At 43.0% G+C, this 18,564-nt stretch carries 20 protein-coding genes and 1 pseudogene; 12 read left to right on the plus strand and 9 right to left on the minus strand.

Annotated features, from left to right (window positions below):
- The first annotated feature begins 93 nt into the window (after positions 1–93).
- Positions 94–297, plus strand: coding sequence for a hypothetical protein (locus BMX50_RS34375; RefSeq protein WP_143065313.1), 204 nt, complete (start codon positions 94–96; stop codon positions 295–297).
- Between the two features lie 210 nt (positions 298–507).
- Here BMX50_RS34375 and BMX50_RS31665 read toward each other — a convergent pair whose 3' ends face one another.
- Both BMX50_RS31665 and BMX50_RS31670 read right to left on the minus strand, forming a co-directional pair.
- Complete coding sequence (locus BMX50_RS31665; protein ID WP_091220981.1) at positions 508–774, minus strand: hypothetical protein; 267 nt, start codon at positions 772–774, stop codon at positions 508–510.
- A gap of 486 nt (positions 775–1,260) precedes the next feature.
- Positions 1,261–1,740 carry a YybH family protein gene (locus BMX50_RS31670; protein WP_091220984.1) on the minus strand — a complete coding sequence of 160 codons (480 nt, stop codon included), beginning with the start codon at positions 1,738–1,740 and terminating at the stop codon, positions 1,261–1,263.
- A 92-nt stretch (positions 1,741–1,832) separates the two neighbouring features.
- Here BMX50_RS31670 and BMX50_RS31675 point away from each other — a divergent pair, with 92 nt between their 5' ends.
- The gene (locus tag BMX50_RS31675) at positions 1,833–2,333 is read left to right on the plus strand and encodes a hypothetical protein (protein ID WP_091220987.1); all 501 of its coding nucleotides are present in this window, start codon (positions 1,833–1,835) and stop codon (positions 2,331–2,333) included.
- A gap of 30 nt (positions 2,334–2,363) precedes the next feature.
- Here the strand turns inward: BMX50_RS31675 and BMX50_RS31680 are convergent, their stop codons facing one another.
- From BMX50_RS31680 to BMX50_RS31695, 4 genes are all read right to left on the minus strand, one after another.
- On the minus strand, positions 2,364–2,942 hold the full coding sequence (locus BMX50_RS31680; protein ID WP_091220990.1) for a cupin domain-containing protein: 579 nt from the start codon (positions 2,940–2,942) through the stop codon (positions 2,364–2,366).
- Positions 2,943–3,091: 149 nt separating this feature from the next.
- Positions 3,092–4,078 carry a cytochrome-c peroxidase gene (locus tag BMX50_RS31685; RefSeq protein WP_091220995.1) on the minus strand — a complete coding sequence of 329 codons (987 nt, stop codon included), beginning with the start codon at positions 4,076–4,078 and terminating at the stop codon, positions 3,092–3,094.
- A gap of 7 nt (positions 4,079–4,085) precedes the next feature.
- On the minus strand, positions 4,086–4,478 hold the full coding sequence (locus BMX50_RS31690) for a hypothetical protein (RefSeq protein ID WP_143065314.1): 393 nt from the start codon (positions 4,476–4,478) through the stop codon (positions 4,086–4,088).
- 254 nt (positions 4,479–4,732) lie between these two features.
- Positions 4,733–5,047 (minus strand): hypothetical protein, encoded by a 315-nt coding sequence (locus BMX50_RS31695; protein WP_091221002.1) that lies wholly within the window; start codon positions 5,045–5,047, stop codon positions 4,733–4,735.
- Between the two features lie 284 nt (positions 5,048–5,331).
- On the opposite strand from BMX50_RS31695, the gene BMX50_RS31700 reads away from it, so the two are divergent.
- Positions 5,332–5,511: a histone H1 gene (locus BMX50_RS31700; RefSeq protein WP_091221007.1), complete on the plus strand. Its 180-nt coding sequence runs from the start codon at positions 5,332–5,334 to the stop codon at positions 5,509–5,511.
- 315 nt (positions 5,512–5,826) lie between these two features.
- Here BMX50_RS31700 and BMX50_RS31705 read toward each other — a convergent pair whose 3' ends face one another.
- The gene (locus tag BMX50_RS31705; RefSeq protein ID WP_091221011.1) at positions 5,827–7,470 is read right to left on the minus strand and encodes a PAS domain-containing protein; all 1,644 of its coding nucleotides are present in this window, start codon (positions 7,468–7,470) and stop codon (positions 5,827–5,829) included.
- 352 nt (positions 7,471–7,822) lie between these two features.
- Between BMX50_RS31705 and BMX50_RS31710 the strand changes: the two genes are divergently transcribed.
- Positions 7,823–8,281 carry a DUF1003 domain-containing protein gene (locus BMX50_RS31710; protein WP_091221016.1) on the plus strand — a complete coding sequence of 153 codons (459 nt, stop codon included), beginning with the start codon at positions 7,823–7,825 and terminating at the stop codon, positions 8,279–8,281.
- A gap of 366 nt (positions 8,282–8,647) precedes the next feature.
- Here the strand turns inward: BMX50_RS31710 and BMX50_RS31715 are convergent, their stop codons facing one another.
- On the minus strand, positions 8,648–9,178 hold the full coding sequence (locus tag BMX50_RS31715; RefSeq protein WP_091221020.1) for a hypothetical protein: 531 nt from the start codon (positions 9,176–9,178) through the stop codon (positions 8,648–8,650).
- Between the two features lie 330 nt (positions 9,179–9,508).
- Here BMX50_RS31715 and BMX50_RS31720 point away from each other — a divergent pair, with 330 nt between their 5' ends.
- The 3 genes and pseudogenes from BMX50_RS31720 to BMX50_RS35235 all read left to right on the plus strand — a co-directional run.
- The gene (locus BMX50_RS31720) at positions 9,509–10,114 is read left to right on the plus strand and encodes a ParA family protein (RefSeq protein WP_091221023.1); all 606 of its coding nucleotides are present in this window, start codon (positions 9,509–9,511) and stop codon (positions 10,112–10,114) included.
- A 201-nt stretch (positions 10,115–10,315) separates the two neighbouring features.
- Positions 10,316–10,573, plus strand: coding sequence for a hypothetical protein (locus BMX50_RS31725; RefSeq protein WP_143065315.1), 258 nt, complete (start codon positions 10,316–10,318; stop codon positions 10,571–10,573).
- Between the two features lie 77 nt (positions 10,574–10,650).
- A pseudogene (locus BMX50_RS35235) lies at positions 10,651–10,857 on the plus strand (LytTR family transcriptional regulator DNA-binding domain-containing protein); the annotation flags it as partial.
- A gap of 42 nt (positions 10,858–10,899) precedes the next feature.
- Here the strand turns inward: BMX50_RS35235 and BMX50_RS31735 are convergent.
- Positions 10,900–13,857 (minus strand): lantibiotic dehydratase, encoded by a 2,958-nt coding sequence (locus BMX50_RS31735; RefSeq protein WP_167668161.1) that lies wholly within the window; start codon positions 13,855–13,857, stop codon positions 10,900–10,902.
- A gap of 709 nt (positions 13,858–14,566) precedes the next feature.
- Here BMX50_RS31735 and BMX50_RS31740 point away from each other — a divergent pair.
- From BMX50_RS31740 to BMX50_RS31760, 5 genes are read left to right on the plus strand one after another with little or no spacing between them, the layout of a single operon-like run.
- Complete coding sequence (locus BMX50_RS31740; RefSeq protein WP_091221037.1) at positions 14,567–15,430, plus strand: STAS domain-containing protein; 864 nt, start codon at positions 14,567–14,569, stop codon at positions 15,428–15,430.
- A gap of 12 nt (positions 15,431–15,442) precedes the next feature.
- Entirely contained in the window at positions 15,443–15,853 is a 411-nt protein-coding gene (locus tag BMX50_RS31745; protein ID WP_091221041.1) for an STAS domain-containing protein, read from the plus strand.
- Positions 15,834–16,247 (plus strand): anti-sigma regulatory factor, encoded by a 414-nt coding sequence (locus BMX50_RS31750; RefSeq protein ID WP_091221043.1) that lies wholly within the window; start codon positions 15,834–15,836, stop codon positions 16,245–16,247. The genes BMX50_RS31745 and BMX50_RS31750 overlap by 20 nt, the downstream gene beginning before the upstream one ends.
- Positions 16,240–17,250 carry an ATP-binding protein gene (locus tag BMX50_RS31755; RefSeq protein WP_091221047.1) on the plus strand — a complete coding sequence of 337 codons (1,011 nt, stop codon included), beginning with the start codon at positions 16,240–16,242 and terminating at the stop codon, positions 17,248–17,250. The genes BMX50_RS31750 and BMX50_RS31755 overlap by 8 nt, the downstream gene beginning before the upstream one ends.
- 1 nt (position 17,251) lies before the next feature.
- Positions 17,252–18,451, plus strand: coding sequence for an ATP-binding protein (locus BMX50_RS31760; RefSeq protein WP_091221050.1), 1,200 nt, complete (start codon positions 17,252–17,254; stop codon positions 18,449–18,451).
- Positions 18,452–18,564: the final 113 nt, after the last annotated feature.

Here is an 18,564-nt window from a genome sequence, read left to right on the forward strand (position 1 = left end):
CTGGTATTATCCCAATAAATTTTCTTTAATTTTTTTTAAATTAACCTGATAAACAAATATTTATATGATTACAAAACAATATCATCCCCATAAGTGTCTGATAACAAAAGTGGTTTACAGATGGAACTTCAAAAACGAATACAAGTCAAACGGCAGCAATACGAAGATCGCCTTAAATCAATGATCAGTAACAGATCCTTCAAAGTAGGTTATTCCTACAATGCCGAAAGCGTTTTCCTATGGGGAGACGAAACCGTAATCAATCAATTAAAACAATTCGCACAAACGGGTGTTTGACTTATCGTGTCCACACTTTTTTTGCTTGTACCAATTACCTTCGGCCGTTAATTACCAGTATAATATAGGCGAAAAAGCAAATTGCGGAGTCTGCCAAGTAACTTCAGCTAAAGATTACGTCACTAACTTTTTCCAGGTTTGCTGGATGAGGTGTCTAATATTTCAAAATTGAGCTATCAAATACTTAAATAATGTCGTTTTTTTCTATTGTTAAATGTCGACATGGAAACTGCGGCTCGCCTTTTCAGTTAAAAGGAATATTGTAAACGAGCCGTAAATATCAGTTGCTTCAATGAGCATGTCCGAAATGATCCTTTGTAATTTATCGAAAATAACAAAGATGTCGTTAACTTCCGGGTTTATAGTTATCATGATATCCATATCCTCAACGGTCACAGAATGGTTAAATGGAGGAGGCAATGCAAATAACAGCAAATCCTTGATGGCCTCCGGCGTTGAATGATGATGTATATTCATCTCGCAAAGCATATGTTTAGAATTAATCAGTAAAATATTGATTGTATCGGCACGCGGTTTTCTTCAAGCATTAAAAAAAGCTTAATTACGATCGAAAGTCCTAATTCCTCGCCGGATGTAGTCACAAAACAGACTACGCGTAACAAAATCAATACCGAGGTTGTTATTTAGTGATTAGGTAAAGTTCAAAAACGCTCCATGTGCTCAAATTACCCAGGCTGGGTACGATGCTCTACAATTATACGCGGAAATAATCACATCATCGAGCGTAATTATATTGATTTCGACAGTAGATCTTTTTCAAAAATTAAAGTATCAACTACAACGACCAACGGACTTGGCAGGATATTAGTGAGTTGCATTCATACGCGACACTAGGTATTCCGATCATAAAAGAATTAATGATATTTTCTATCGCTGGCGGGGATTTCATCAGCAGTTGCTCTTTACGGTCCTCGAAACTCAGTTAGGTTGTCGTACATCTACTCATTTGATACCTTTTTCCAGTTTGGCATTTTGCCCTGCAAGAATTTTCCATATGCCATCGAGTTTTATTAGTACAATCAGCCGCCTAAACTCAAAGGTTTGGCCGGGAAATCGTTCATCGCCATCTAATCCAGTACGAACATGCGATATGGCAACATTGGAATCAGGATAAGTTATGTCTTCAACCGAACGGGTATAATAATGTGTGTTTTTAAAATAGGTCGTATGTACCTGTTTGTAATGAAACCTGATGTCGTCCCGACCCTTGTAGTACGCACCAAACCAATTCACCCAAGTGGCGTCAGTGGCATAATTATTGGCCAGACCCACAGGGTCATGCCTGTTCCAGGCATCTTCGTAATTTTTAATGAGTTGCCTTATTGCCGCATTTTCTTTACTGGTATCTGCTTGCTGGCTTTGGGCATCAAAAGCACACAGTATGCTCAGACCAACTATAAATATAATATTAGTAATTTTCATGACTTCCTGTTCAATGAACTAACTATTGGGTAGTGTCTAAGTTTGAATTTAATTTATTTTTGATGCATTATAACATTTCAGTTTAGCACGGTATGGATACCACATTTTATTTATCCTTATTTCGGCAAGCTGCTGATAAACTTGACAAAAGACTATTGAGTCAAAAGCAACTGCAAGTGGAAACGGGCGTTTGGTTAGATTCTGTCGTTTTAAGATTACACAAACAGCATTGGGCAAATAACCCGGATGCAAAACCACAAACAGGCCCTGCGATTTTTTTTTCTATCTGGATTAATAATGCTGATATCAAAGAGCATAAATTATTTTACAACATCCATGCACTAAAATTAAGAAAGCTTACTGGCTATGCTTTAACCAGCAGAAGATTTGCTGACGACTTTAGAGAACAGTTTAAAAGTGTTGAACACAATTGGCCAAACGTTAGTACTAAATTCGGGCCGCAAACTTTAATGCAGGGATGGAAAATAGTTAATTTAGATTTTCCCGTAGAAGATATTTTAAAGATTGCCGACAAGTTTATCGAAATTGATATTTTAATCGAAAACCTGCTCGTTAAAGTAAAAGTTAAATAAACTCAAACTGAGACACTACCACTATTGTATTTAAAAGGCCTTTAATATATCGATTGGCGGCCCCACGCGTTCAAAACCATGTTGTTTTCTAAACTCATCCTGCTCCGCATCGGGTTTACCTTTCATTTCCCCTTTACTTATCGCTATAAAACACTCTTCCATTTTGCCGGCAGGCTGAAACGTTGTGAGCATCCGGCCAACGCCTTCGCCTATTTTTGAGAACGCGTGTGGTACGCCCCGCGGACCGAAAACACTATCACCTGTTTTAACGTGGTGCATTTTGTCGCCTACTTTAATTATGAACTCACCTTCCAAAATGTACCACCATTCGTCTTGGGCATGGTGTACGTGCAGGTTGGGGCCACCTTTTTTTACCCGCGACGATTCGTATACATACAAGTCGCCGTCCGTATCGTTTGTTGATACCTTGGTATAAAAAGTGTCGCCATCAAATAAGCTGATCGGGTTTTCAAATCGGTCTGCCCCCGCATCGGTTTTAAAACCTGTTTTGTCCCTGAAATTGGAATAGATCTTGGCAGTTAAACTAAGAGGGCTGGCCAAAACAGCACCGCTTAGGGATAAAATCCGTAAAAAGGCATCTCGTTTCATTGTTGTTATTTAAGCATAAATAGTTTCAAAACTGGTCGCAATGCTTAGCGCATTGCCTATATGACAATAGTAAATGCATTTCAAAGCGGGCCAGATAGCGAACTTTTTGATATGCTGCCGGATCAGGCCCGCCTAAAAGACAGAAACTCTCATAATCTATTTAAATGGTTTGACACTCCCTTTTTTTTCAATTTCCCTGCGAAACGTTTATCTGTTAAGGAAACCAGGAAATTTTCCAGGTCGGTTTTCTCCTGCTCTGTTAAACCCATTGGCGTATTGAGCAGCGTATCACGGTTAATGGAGCGGGAAACTATTTTATCCGGATCATTATAGTAGTCAATCACCTGCCGTAATGTTTTGAACATACCGTTATGCATATAGGGCGCTGTAATCGCCACGTTACGCAAAGCCCCTATCTTAAACCTGCCTACGTCACTCTCTTTTTTAGTTACACAGGCGCGGCCGCTATCTCGTAATGCCTTGCCATCATAGAGGCCAATGGAACGAAATTCTACATCGTTGAAGTCGGGGCCAAAATGACATTGGATACAACGTCCTTTGGTATTGAAGATAGCAAAACCACGTTTTGCCGATTCGCTGACGGCCGCCTCATTATCATTTAAGCGCCAGTCATCAAATGGAGAATCACCGGTTTCTAACGTTCTTTCAAATGCGGATAATGCTTTGGCTAAATTAGCACTATTGGCTGCCTCATGGAAAACAGTTTGAAAAGCTGCCTTATAAAAAGCATTGTGTTGCAACCGCCATACGGCTGTCGCTACCGGCAAATCCATTTCGATAGGATTTTGAAGCGGGATCAGGGCTTGCTGTTCCAGCGAGGTAGCGCGCCCATCCCAAAAAAATGCGACCTGTAAGCTCATATTCATGGCTGATGGGGTATTGCGCACACCTTTCCGCCTGTGCACTCCTAAACTAACGGCAGAGGTATCAGCAAAGGCGAACTCTTCTTTATGGCATGATGCGCAGCTGATCTTTTTAGTACGGGACAAGATCGGATCAGAAAACAATTTTTGGCCAAGTGTTACAGGCGTTAAAGTCTCGGGGGATTTAAATGCGCTTTGCGAGATAATGAGGACAACGCCAAGCGCCAGGATAATCATGCAAAGCTTTTTCATTTGATGATCATTTACCTGATGTAACCAGTTTTTTAAACACCTTTCCGCCTGTAGCCTGCCGGCGGCCTACGCACGTGTCCTGAATAACATGGAATTTGAGGGAATCAAGCTTGCCGAAAAACTCCATTTTATAAGTCCCATTATATTTGTCATTACAGGTGGCATCGGCAATATATAACGTATCATGGTTCATATGATAAACACCACTTACAAATTCTTTTTTATTGATAAAACCATCATACGTTCCGTTAGCCCTGAAAATTGCCATTAAATTAAAAGGCTGTCCCTGAGATTTGCCGGAATGCTCCCATTTTCCCAGAAGCGGATTATCATCAATGGTAAAGGCCGTAACGGGCAGTAGTACAGCAACAAATATGCTAAGGCATTGAATTTTTTTCATAATCATGGTTTAGATAGTCAGTTTCTCACAAAACAAACATTTTTTATTTTATAATACTTTCGGGAATGTTGCAAATACTTTAGAGTTTGTAACATTTGATCTTTCAGGTACTTACGCAGGATAATATGTACATCGTGTTGAAACTCGGTTTGAGAAAGCCAGGCGTTCATCGTGGATGCAAAATTTGTAAGCTTTCTTATAATTTAAACACGTTGGCAATAGCGATTAGCCCATATAAGAAAATTGCTTTCAAATCAAAAAAGGCTATCCCGGATATATTGCGGAAAAATTTCTTTGAATATTTTCTCTTCATAAATTACCACAATAACCTCAATGGTCTCTTCACCATATGTTGTTTGCAGGCGTTGCGCATAGAAAACATTGCCGTCCTCCAGGTCTTCAAACTTCCTGATCACCTTTTTATCCTCAAAATAATCTTTGATTTTAAAATTAACGGGATCGCCTGTTTGGGGAATATGTAATGGATTTTCCATAATAATATTCCGAGGCCCATTATATTCGGGATAGAAGAATTGGAAATCAAACTCAAAGCGGAGGATCGTTTTCATAGCAAATGGCTTTACTTATTAAATTTCGACATTAACTATCAGAAAAACAAGCCAATACCTATCACCAGATAATTATTCGACTCAGTTATACATATTGGCAATAAAATAACCATTAAACGAAATAAGACTTCAGTAAAATTGCTTGAGCAACGGAGTATTGGCATTTTCAAAGAGAACTTTAGAAATCCTGTAACAGCGAATATGTTTTTGCTAAGAATGCTGGGTTTAAACAAAATACTATATTTGAAGCCTGCGCACTGCGCTTCACCAATTAAAACATAGAAATGGAAAAATTAGCTGAACTGAAAGCATTCATAGAGACCGCGGAAAAAGAAGGAACTGCGTTTTATGAGAAAAACAACAAAGCAGCAGGAACACGCCTTCGCAACGCGTTACAGCAAATCAAGGTCATTGCAACGGATTTGCGTAAAGATGTTACCGACAAGAAAAACGCCGCACATTAGCAATAGGCCCGCATAGGCGCGCTTTTTTTATTAGTCATTATTCAGTTAATTGGTTTTACCTCAGCGCTGAGATTGTAAGTGGTATGAAGGCAGAGTTTGAGTAGAATCTTAAAAAAAAAGGCTCCACATTTAGGTTTGCTCTTCTACTGTAAATAACCAGCAAACACAGGGAAATTTACGATTGTTGGGCAATTGTAGATCCGGAGAAGCAGTTATTGGTTGCCATTCACCTGTTTAATCTTATTAATATCTCTGGCAATATGATTTGTTTGATGCTGCAGCTCAATGCTTGGAAATTAATGACTGCACCGATTGTCAATCTTTCTCAACAATTTTTGGCATTTGCCCCGCTTGGTGAGATTGATGTATGACTGCACTAACGATTTTGTCAAGTTCTGTAATCGATTCCTCCAGGTATTTAAGCGAGGCCTGGTAATCCTCATCAGTGTCAGGGTTTCGGATTAATGGCAATAAACCTAGTAATCGTGCGATCGGAGCCCGGACAACGTGAGATTGTGTCCAGGCAATCTCACGGAAAAGGTCATTCTGTTGTTCGATCTTTGTAACATAAGTTTTTACCGGAGTAATATCGCGACCTGTGATGCAAACGCCCGTAACTTTATCATCGGTGTATACGGGACTTAAAGAATAATGTACCCACATCATAGACTTTGATAGCCGGTACTGCCGGTCATATTGTACGGTTTCACCGGACTGTGATCTTAATAGCAACTGTGCAAAATCATCGTGCAGCAAACTTGATACATAGCTGAAAATATCCCGACCAATTTCAAATTGTTTGGGCATTTGCTGAAATCGGATATAATCTGCCGCTTTGGTGTTAAATTGCTTAACGCGGTTGTGTTCGTCAATTAATACGATCCCGTCGACCGTGCTTTCAAAGATCGCTCTTAAGTCAGACTCAGATCTTCGGGTACGCTCATTAGCAGCGGCCATTTCCTTTTCATTCCTAATTATCTCGGTTATGTCCGTAGCAAGAACCAACCTTAGCAGCTTGCCTTCCACTTCCAATAAACTGCTTTCTATTCGCACATCTATCAATTCCCCGTTTTTTTTATAATGACGGGCGTATTGCTCATAAGGTATGCCAGATTTGCGATTCGCCTGTACCGTTTCTGCCAACGCGAAATTATCAGCAGCAGGTCGAATATCAGTTATCTTTTTATTGAGAAATTCTCTATGAGAATATCCGTAATGCCTTGTCGCGGCTTCGTTGACATCTTTAAATTGAAGTGTTTCAGTATCAAAAAGCCACATGGGCAATGGACTCTTTTCAAATAACATCTGATAGCGCTGTGTCAATTGCTGCTTGTTAAGCAAGGTTTCCCCGAGCCGGTCAATAATGCGATGGATCAGTATAACCGCAATTCCGCTTAGGAAAAGGAGGTTGGAAGTAAAAGCAACCCAGCTTCCTGAACCAGTGACTTGCTGAGGGCCGTATTGGCCGGCACCTTGCGGAAGCAGAACAGCAATAGATATTAAGATCGCCGAGCTCAACAAAACCGACCAATAGGCGAAATAAACAGGAAGGATCAGCGTCGTGATTACAGTTAAACCGAAAAGGTAAAATATGCCTGGTCCAATATAGCCGAAGGCGATGATCAGGTATATCGCCAGCGGGTAAAATAATCCGATCAACAATAGTTTACGGGCGAACAGGGCTAACCTGCCGGAAAACGTAATTATTGCGAAGCCAAGAAATGTGGTGATATCGACAACACCCATGGTTATATCACGGTTTGTGATTGAAAGATAAATGCCTGGAAATGCCGCAATGAGGCTGATTGGCAGGCCATAGAGCAATAAGGTAAAAAAAAGCTGCGTTTTCCAATACTCGATGGACGATTCATCTTCGGCCGCAAGGGGCGTCAGTCTGCTTTTAACAAACTGTTCATATTTGATAAGCCATTTTTTTAAAATGTATTGGCCGGCGTCCATAAAATTAGGCTTAATTTTTATAAAAGGGAGTTTCCTAGAAAGGTAAAAACTTTTTTATAAGTTACACAATGGTTATTAAAAATAAAAAGATCGCGCAGTTTTCAATGCCCGCAGCTTCTCACTGTCTGAATATGGCAAAGATTCCGTAATCGTTGACCACCTTGTTTCAGTCGCATTTGCTCAATTCATAGGTTACTCGATCAGGCTCTTGAATTCCGCTGTTGATTTTGCAGTGCTCAAATTTATCTTAGCATCGCACATTTAGAATAAAAGCGACTGCTGTACTAATCTATTTACATAATGTACTTCAAGGGCAAACCATTATAACCTGCTATTGTTGACTTTAGACCATATGCCGCGAAAAGCAAAAATAAAATCCAATAACCAGGTTGAACGTGGAAATTTAGAAACACCGTTCGTATCGGACTTTCTTGGCAGCGTCTGGTTCCTTTGCATAATCCTGATATTGATCATTCTTTATATCATCTGGAATGCCGGATTCATCCCGTGGCTGCATCCTTTTGATCCGTCACCGTTTAATATATTGGACACCATCCTATCGGTATTCGCCATCATATTGTCAATAACTGTGCTGATCAGTCAAAAACGACAGCGGCAAATGGAAAAAGTCCGGGAACAAGTGGAATTTGAAGTCAATGTCAGAGCGGAAACTGAAATTACCAAAATATTGGAGATGCTTGAACAGGTACAGCAGAAACTGGGAATCAACACTGCCGACGAAGACCTGGAACAGATGAAGAAAAAACTTGACATTCGCAAATTGCACGAACGTATCAAAAAAAGCGACTAAAGCGTGCAACCGAACCGTTCAAGCTGCTAATCAGAGCCAGAATAATTTTGCAGGCTATCGAGCATTCCGATAATTCAACATATATCGCTGTAAACACGAATCCCATGCGTAAAGGCTCCCCTACCTGTAACCTGCTTCGCTCGGTCTGAAAGCCCGGATGACGACCTGGCAATCATAGTAGCGAGGTGCTTGGCTCGCGAAACTCCTCCTTAAAAATCATTGACAAGATATAACTGTCTGCTGTCATAAAAGGAGGTGCCGGTTGTTGCTGATAATGCGGCTTTAAATGCTTTATTCATCATTGAAAATTAATGTTTTGACGATCATTTGCTGGTTTCGAAATGTGGTGCATGGACCGCTTCCGATTCAGGCGAACCTTTCTGACTCAGATATATCAGCCCCTTGTTGACGAACTCCCACGGATTCAAAACATAGAAATTCCGTTTCTATGTGGTTTCTGACCTCCATAATGGTAAGCGCATTTCTTAGCACATCGACGTCCTGCGCTGATGAAAATGATGTCATGAAAAGAAAAATGCCGGACGTTATACCGAAGGTTATAACAGTCATATCATAATACGCGTCAAGAAAGAGAAAGTATTGCAAAACAAATGCATTGGCAACAACCATTGCGACAGCTAATAAGAGCAGGGTCACGGCAATCGACGCGTGTACCCAGCGCTTTAGAGTCCTTCCTTTCCTGACCACCTGAATGGATTTATTCATTTTACACACTGAATATCGTATCTCATTGAGTTTTTGAATTTGCTCATGACATATTGTTAAGCCGCGGCCTTCGTGGTGTGGTATCGAAAGGGTATCACAAATTTCCGGTGACAAGTAAAAATAATGCTTGCTTGTAAATCTATTAAAGCTGATTGTTGGCAGGTCATTCATAAGGCTTACTGACAAATTTAGATATTTGGCTTGCACCTGTCAAATACAATAATTAAACCAGAACGCCGGTAGAAATTTTTTTTACTAAGTATTGGTTTATGATTACGATGCAGTTGATTTATTTCCCTTACTTTTTTTCGCTTTCAAGCCAACTCACCGATAGCCCGCAATGTTGTTTAATGCTATCTGATAGTCTTATGCCTGGGAAAAAAGCTTCCTCCGAGTCGGAGCAACTCGGACTTTTCCTGATCACGGTCTGACGACTTTTGCTGAACAAATATTGATAACTGCATTTGAACAATTGTCCATTTGCAGCAAAACTGAAAGATTATGGCAAAGATCATCACATTGGCACACCAGAAAGGTGGCGTAGGCAAAAGTACACTGGCGCTAAACCTGGCACTGTGTTTTAAAGACCAGTTAAGGGTCGCTCTTATAGATTCGGATCTTCAGGGGAGCATTTACCATTTGAAAGAAGATTTCCCCGAACTTGCGATCCTGGCACCCGAAAAATTAGCAGAGCTTCCCGACCTGGATTATGACCTCATCTTTGTTGATACGCCGCCTTACTTATCTAATCGGCTGAATGAATTGTTCAGCTATTCAGATTTCATTCTGGTCCCTACCAAGGCTGGCTTTTTTGACGTCATGGCGGTCAAATCTACCCTGGCCTTAGTGAAGTTTGCCCAGGCCCAAAATCAAAAATTGAAGGCTGGCATTGTCCTCAACATGATCAAGCCAAGATCAGGAATAACAATCGAGGTCGTCAGCTTACTCAGTTCATTGGGAACTCCTCTCTTGAAAACCCGAGTCTTTGACCGGGTAAGCCTGGCAAGGTCGTCGATGACTTCCGGGATTCTCAAAAGCGCCGACCAAAAAGCAATTGAAGAGGTGACTTTTCTAGCGGAGGAAATCATCAATCTGCTGAGTGAATAGATGTAGAATTGAATAAAGGAACAATGCTATCGATGAATAATGCTGCAAATGCGGCATTGAAGCTTTGCCGAAATATTCATTTGTACATGGATGCATTTATGCAAACCTCCCTTTGTTCGAATGAAAAAATATCGCATTGTTCAAATGTTCCATTGTTCATAAAGGTTGATAGCTCGCTGGGCGGTTACTAAAAACAAAGCGATGGATGACTACAAAAAAAAGCTGGGTTCCCTGGCCGATAAGATCAAAAACGAAAAACCACAGACACCGATCCAACAGGTACTGCCTGTAAAGCCAATAACACAGCCGGCAAAAGCAGAAGAGGCGCGGTTTAACAACTGGATTCCCAGGGAGCTGAAGAGGAAAATCAAGGCTTATGGCGTGCAGCACGATCTATCTCAAAAGGAAATCACGATACAGGCCCTGGAGAAATTCCTGGAAGAAAAACGAAGCCGATAGTGGAAAATGAAATGCCTTCAAAACGAGGATCATTGGAATGAAACCGCTGTCTTTTTGCGGTTAGCAAGACCTACCTCACGATTAAAGAGATCATACCTCATCTGCCGTCATATTTCGCCAGGATACACCGCTCATTTATCGTTAATATCAATTACATCAGAATAACGGAAAGAGCGCGGGTCAGACTGGAAAATGGCCGGGTGTTGGTCATGGGGAATAATTACAAGGAATCTTTCCTGGAAATGATGGATGCCAGACTGATCAAAACCGGGCGGGCATCCTGACTTTTGCTGCGGGGCGATGCGGTGAACAGGTCCTCCTAACAGCTAAGAAGCGGGTCTTTCGCCGGTATGCTTTGCCTTTCCTTTCTTAGCCAGCAGAAATTTATAAAGGAGGTAGTAGGTGATCATTTCCTGCTTCCTCGGCTCATCCGTAAATATCCGGTTGACATGCATATGCACGATACTGCTCAGAAATTGATTTCTTTCCGTTGCGTCGCCGGCAGGGTTTTGTGCGAGGTCGCGGACGGTGCGGAGAAAATACCTGGTCGATTTCCATTGTGCGCTCAGGTACTTTACATTGCTTTCGTCAAGTGCCGCTTCGATTTCTTGTTGAAGTTTACGGTATTTCCGGTCCAGTTCCACATGGAGCTTCGTCACCTTAAACTCGGTTAAAAAGAGCGTATAGCTTTGATAACAAAAAACCAACAGGTCTTCCTCCTCGCGGATGAAATTAAGCAGTATTTCGAGGGTAGATCTTAATGCAAACAGAAACAGAGCACCAGGTTCAGTAATCGAATCGATCGCCTGCAGCACCAGTTCGCTGCTTGCCCAGAAAAATATCTCAGTTTTCTCGATACCTGCATAATGATAGCGTTCAAGCTCCCTGCTGTAAACATCGACCTGGTATTCCCGGACCACATGCTGCCTGACGCGGTCTTCCAGTTTAACTTTAAATGCGCCTAAAATTTCGTTGATATCCATTTGATCGACCAGCATGCGTACCCGGATATGCGGTGCATGGTCTTCATACCGAACAAAAAACCATCGCCGGATCCTTCCATGGCTGAACTTTTTTCGGAGGATCGGCCGCAATTTCAACAAAAGCCGTGAAGCGCTGATTTTAGGGGCATATATCTTAAGATAAAGCCATTCGGAACCCGGGATATATTTACGGCGGGTTCCTCGCCGTTCTCCTGGATGGTGTTTAAAGATTGCTGATGGCGGAAGTTTGAAACCATCATCGGGCAGCAGGTACGCATTATATTGCCGGGCCGGCTCGTCACCAATAACCTCCTTTAAAACGACCTCACTTTTATTTTGGCTGCAATGGAGAAAAAAAATTGCTTCCGGCTGGTTACCCAAATCGAAATGCAGGTGCTGATCTCCTTCTGCAATTGCAATGACATCGGGTATGCGCAGTTCCTCCCGCAAAATGTGCAATTGTTGCAGGTTTTTCTCCATAGAATTTGTGCCCAGCTTATGTAGCTGCGCTTCCCTGATGACCCAGGTCGCTGAAAAAAGGATCGTTCCGCCGAACTCGACCCTCGGGTAAAATCCGAGTCCGGGGAAAAGCTGGCGCAGATCGAGCAGTAAACTACTTTTTCCGTATTGATAAGGAATATCAGCCAAAAAACGAAATAAGGGTAACTTGTTAATGCTATGGTTATAGGCGGAGGTCAGCCGCGGCACCACCACCTTTTGATGCTTTTTGGAGTATAGAAAAACCTGCTGGGCATAAACTGCCACGTACAGGTCGGATAATTCCAATTGCCGCTCTAACGACAGCAGCGAAACCGCGGTTACCGGTAGTTCAAACTGCCAGATCTGCTCCCGCCTGTTGATGTTATCCGTATGTGGGTCAGAAAGATGGAGGATCTCGGCAAAGATCACTCCGGGGTTCTGTGCTTCCTGTTCCTTTGCCATCGCCTTTGCCGCATTCGCGATTTCCGGAGCGCCGATCGTAAAACGGCCCAAAAGCGCAGGTGCGTTATTTCCGCCCGCACTTTCGATCACAACCTGTTCACCCGCCAGCCTGAAAAGTACCGACATCCCGAGCGCCGCAGATGGCTTTTGTCCGCTTTGCAACCCTGACAGGTCATCCGCTTCCAGGTGAATGACACCGGTTTGCCGGTAACGCTCGCCGTGCCAGTGCTCCAGCAGAAGGCTTTGTGCGGCCGTCCAAACCACCGAATCTTCAACAGGGGTATTGAGCGGAAGGTGTAAAGTTTCCAGTAAAGGGAGATGCGGGTCGGATTCAGGCACATGATAGCCAATACCTGCTTCCGGATCAAGCGCGGCAAGCAAGGGAATACATTGCCCTTCAAAATCGTTATTGAATCGCCTGGCGAATGCCTGCATCGCGGTGTTTTTTACATCCGGCACAAGAACGGTAAGCGCATCGATAGCGGACGCAAGTTGGGATTGAATTGAACTGTTCAGGACTTCCCCGGTCGAAAAACGGTGAAGAATGACGCTCAATTCGTCCTTCACATGCTCCCGGGAGGCCTGCGGAAGATCGGCCCTTAACGCTGCTTTCAACGAACTGAAGTATTGTTCTTCAATAACGTGCGCACGCAAAAGTTTTCGGGAAGCAGCCTGAATCCGTTGATTGGGTTGCCGTTCGAGAAAATCAGCACCCGTGATATTGCTGCGGTTCCTGTCCAGCAAGAACTGGGCGTCGATGAGAAACTCCAGGTAAGCATCGGCTTCATCAGGCGGGCATCCGGCTTCCATACCGATATAAGTAACAAGTTCGTTCCCGCTTTTACCGCCCTGGCAGAAACTTAACAGGTCGCTGAGCAGCTTTGAAAAGGCTATAGCTTGCAGACTGTAATTGCGGATGGTGAAATTTTCATTAAGACTACTCCTCAGGAACCGGAATTCATGCAGAACCCTGTAGATGCTGGGATTCGGATCGAGAGTACCCACCGCAGCTCTTTGTTCCTTTATGGCTGCTCCTACAAGCGCTGCCTGATAGTGCTGGTCAGCACGGATAACGGGATGATACCTGATCACGGTATCCCCGGAAACAGGCTGATCATCCCATCGCGCAAGCGTAACCGAAGAAAAAAGGCCAAATGGTGTCGGCCGGAAACAAAAGCGGTTGTAATATTTCAGCAAGGTTAACTGCTGTTTATCCGACAAAAGATCCGGACGAAAACGGGATTGCTGAATCCGGCTATAGAAAACCGGCGAGGCCAGTAAAACCGCTGTTCGGAAAAGAGGGTCTGTAAGGATAACCGCCAGGTCGGTAGTATAATCGGCCCCGCTCCTCCTGGGCATCCGCAGCAGCAAAGCACTGGCAAAATGATATTTCATAAGTAATAGCTAAATCAATCATAAAATATTAAATGTCGCCTTGACAATCAATACCTATTTTTCATACCTGCTTTACCTTCTCATTTGCTGGGAACATCGTTGCAGGGATGGAGCATACGCATTTCCAAATGCGGAGAATATAGGGCCATGGCGTCAGCAATGTCCTGCAGGCGAATCAGAGGCAAAGGCATCATGTTACTGCTGCATTTGTATCTTATTGAGTGGAGAATGGCTGTCGGGGATTGATCTGCTTTTTCGCGAGATGCGGATAAAAAGGCCAGCGAAGGGCTGACGCGCGGCGAAAAAAGTCGGTCATCGTCCGCAAAAGACCTTGTGGGGACAATCAATCTGCCTATGAATTTTTTCGGTTATCTGTCACAGGAAAGTTAACCATCGAATTGAAACCAGTAAAGTAACTTTCGCGGCATAAACACGCTGGGCCATTCACAAACAAGTCCATTTATTGCGCGTTCACCTGACATTTGCCACTTTCTTGTTCTGGTTTACTTACAGAAGGTCCTCAAATATTATGCGCAAGTTATCTGAACAAAACATATCGATTCTTTTACATAAATTTCTTAATTTGAAAAGGGTTATCTAACTTTCCGCATTAATTCAACTTTGCCAAGTTTGGGTTGTAAGGTCAACTAATCATTTACCCTATTCTTCATCCATGTCACTTAAAACACATCAATTGCTACAAAAAAAGAAAAAAAACATCCTTGAACTCTGGATGAAGAACCAACTGGCCGATGAAGGCCTGCGGGAAGATCTGATCAGTAACGATGAACTGAGAAGCCAGTCTGAAGAGTTAGTTGACGCCTTGGTGAGCAATTTATCAAGCGAAAATTTTACCAACCTTAATTCTGACGAATGGAGCCCGGTCATTGAAATTTTAGGTGGCATTGCCATAACGCGTGCGCGCCAGGGATTCAGCCCCCGCGAAACGGGCAACTTCGTATTTTCACTGAAGGAGGCCTTACTCGAAGTACTCAAGGAAGAAATAGGCAACGATCCGCAGCAATTATTTACTGAAAGCCTCAAAATAAACCGCCTGATGGATAACCTCAGCGTTGTTACCTTCGAGACCTTTATAAAAGGCCGCGAGGAGGTGATCTTAAGGCAAACTGACGAGATAGCCGAGATATCGACACCGGTGATCCGTGTATGGGATGGTATCCTTGCCCTGCCTATCATCGGTACCCTGGATAGCGCGCGCACACAAATAGTAATGGAAAACCTGCTACAGGAAATAGTGGAGACCGGATCAAGCATAGCCATATTAGATATTTCAGGCGTGCCCGCGGTAGATTCTCTTGTTGCCCAGCATTTGATTAAAACGGTTAGCGCCACCCGGCTGATGGGAGCTGAATGTATTATAAGCGGTATCCGACCCGAGATTGCCCAGACCGTCGTGCATCTCGGTATCGATCTTTCCAATATCATTACCAAGGCAACTTTAGCAAGCGCTTTATCACACTCTTTTAAGCTGATGAAACTGGAAGTTAGAAAATCAAACATTATCGCTAAATCTTAATATCGCTTTATAATGGATAAAATTCCTATTCTGCGGCTGGGCAATTTTTTACTGGTTACGATCCAGGTTGATCTTTATGACCGCCTTGCACTTAACCTGGAGGCCGACCTTGTCCAGATGGTAAATAAGACGAATGCCAGGGGAGTTTTGATAGATATATCGGCAGTAACGATTGTTGATTCATTTATGGGACGTATTATTGGAAATATCGCCAGCATGTCGAAAATACTGGATGCAGAAACGGTAGTTGTAGGCATGCAGCCCGCGGTTGCCATTACGTTGATAGAACTGGGCCTACCATTAAAAGGTGTGCATACTGCTTTGGACATGGAGCGTGGCATGAGCTTGCTAAAATCGATGATTGATATAGATGAAGAAGACATAGATCAAGAATCGACCGACGATGATATTATCACTCAGTAAAGACACCGTGCAGGTACTAAAAGAGCAGGATGTTGTTTTTTTAAAAAACCGGGTGAAAGAAGTCGCCGTAAGAATTAAAATGGGCTTGGTTAATCAGACCCGTCTGCTTACAGCAGCCAGCGAACTGGTACGCAATATGATGCGCTATGCCAATGGCGGCGTCTGCCAGATCGAGGTTGTTTCTAGCGGCCGTAATAATGGTGTCAGGCTGGTATTTTCTGATAAAGGACCGGGAATCCCTGATATTGAAGCCGCCATGCGCGATGGTTTTTCTACAGGTAAAAGCCTTGGATTGGGATTGCCCGGTACCAAACGACTGGTGAACGAGTTTGAAATCAAGAGTAAAGTTGGCGAAGGCACGACTGTTACCATCATAAAATGGGCCAATGGTTGACGCTACGCATATCAGTTTTGCAGCGGACGACCGCAGTTATTTCTCGCTGATCAAAAAAGAAATCCACCGGCTGGCAACTGAGGCCGGGATGAATGCGGGCCGCATCAATGAGCTTGACCTCATTGTAGCCGAAATGACATCTAACCTGTATAAGTACAGTGACGATGGCGAAATATTGATGGGTACTTTTGCCAACGCAGGCTCGCCTTACATTGAACTGATCAGCATTGATAATGGGCCCGGAATGGTTAACCCGGCCCGGATGATGGTTGACGGGGTTTCAACAACAAATACTTTAGGCCATGGTTTAGGTAGCATGAAACGCCTTTCGGATACTTTTGAGCTTTATTCGCAACCAGGCTGGGGGACCATAGTACTTAGCCGTGTTTACAGCGACCCCGAAAAGTCGAAAGCGGACGACAACGTAATCATGCGGCCGATAGTGGTATCCAAGCCGGGCGAAAAAACAAGCGGCGATGGCTTTGTGTATAAAAAAACAGATAAATATTTAAAGATGATGCTGGCAGATGGCTTAGGGCACGGCCCCGAGGCTAACAAGGCTATTAACGAGGCCGCCGCCGCATTCAAAGTATTTCCTGATTACAGTCCTACGGAAACATTGCGATTTATTCATGCGAATATAAAAAAAACCCGTGGAGCGGTAATAAATGTAGTCGGCTATCATTACGGCGAAAAAAAGTGGTCATCTGCAGGCGTAGGTAATATTGCCGCGCGCATGTTTGGACCTATAAATTTCAAAAACCATATGTCGTACAACGGCATTGTGGGCCATAACATACCTAATACCATGAATGATCAGCAATACCTTGCTGATGAATTTAACCAGGTGATGCTTTGTTCTGACGGGATTAAAACCCGCATCGACCTTGCAAAATATCCGTTAATGTATAAATACGATCTTTCCGTTTTAGCTGCCGCAATATATAAAGACCATGCACGTAAAAACGACGACATGTCGGTGATCATAGCAAAAGTTAAATAAAATGACAGAAGTAGTAAGCATCTCGCTAGAGAATGAAATGGACCTGGTGCTTGCTCACAAGCGGTCGATGAAGGTTGCCGAAAAGCTTGGATTAACCGTGGCGACACAAACCACATTTGCCACTGCTGTATCTGAAGTGGCCCGGGCCGTTATTGAATACACCGATAACGGCACGCTCGCTATTGGGATTGAACAAAATAAAACACGGTATGTGTTAAAGGCCAACGTAACCTTCAATAGCGAAATCAAACTAACCTCTGGCGATGAAGGTTTTTACTATGCCCAAAAGCTGGTGCCCGAGTTTGAATTAACCGGCCAGAATGGTGCTTATATTATAGATATGAAGCTGGGGCTGCCACGGTCATTAAAGCTCGACGCGGTTAAGATCAGCATACTTAAAAAATTCTTTCAGGAGGAACAGCCCCTTAATCCTTACGAAGAAATAAAACGACGAAACTCGCACCTGCACAAACTAACCGCGGAGCAGGAAGAGGAATTGAGACGGACAAAACTGATAGACGAAAAGAAAACTGAATTTATCTCCATTGCCAGCCATGAGCTTAAAACACCCCTGACTGTTTTAAAAGCCTTCACTCAGATGGCAAAAACCACTAAAGAACCGGTTTCCGATCGATTGAAGGGAATATTAAATAAAATAGACTTGCAGTCTACCAAGCTTAATTCGCTTGTGCAGCAACTGCTTGATATTTCGCGGGCTGAAAATGGCAACTTGCAATACAATTTAAAGCAAGTGAAGCTTAATAGTTTTATCATTGAGCAGTTAGCAGTGATGCAAAGTATTATGCCTAATCATACCATTAACAGCACTCTGGGGGATGATGCTGATGTAATGATCGATATCCTACGGATGGAGCAGGTATTTTCGAACCTTTTGGGCAATGCGGCCAAATATTCAAACATTAATACAGACATAGAAGTTGGTTCAGTTCTTGACAGTGAGGGGTATATTACTATATCAATTAAAGATCAGGGTATAGGTATGTCGGCAGATACGATGACATCCATTTTTGATAAATTTTACCGCGCTGAAGACGTAAGCAAAACGCACGCCGGATTGGGTATGGGGCTTTATATAACTTCGAAAATTGTGACCGACCATGGCGGTAAGATTTGGGTAGAAAGTGAAGAGCATAAAGGTTCGACATTTCATTTCAATCTACCCAGCTGCTGTATCGTGTAATTAACGGCAAGTATAGATACCCAAACTGCTCTCCCGTCAAAATTAGACGATTTTCTGGGAAAGATAACGTTACGAAGGCGACTCAGTCAAAGTATTTATTATCTGACATCTTC

Origin of the sequence: Mucilaginibacter gossypiicola, from assembly GCF_900110105.1 — a bacterium.
In the GTDB taxonomy this organism is placed as follows: Bacteria; Bacteroidota; Bacteroidia; order Sphingobacteriales; family Sphingobacteriaceae; genus Mucilaginibacter; species Mucilaginibacter gossypiicola.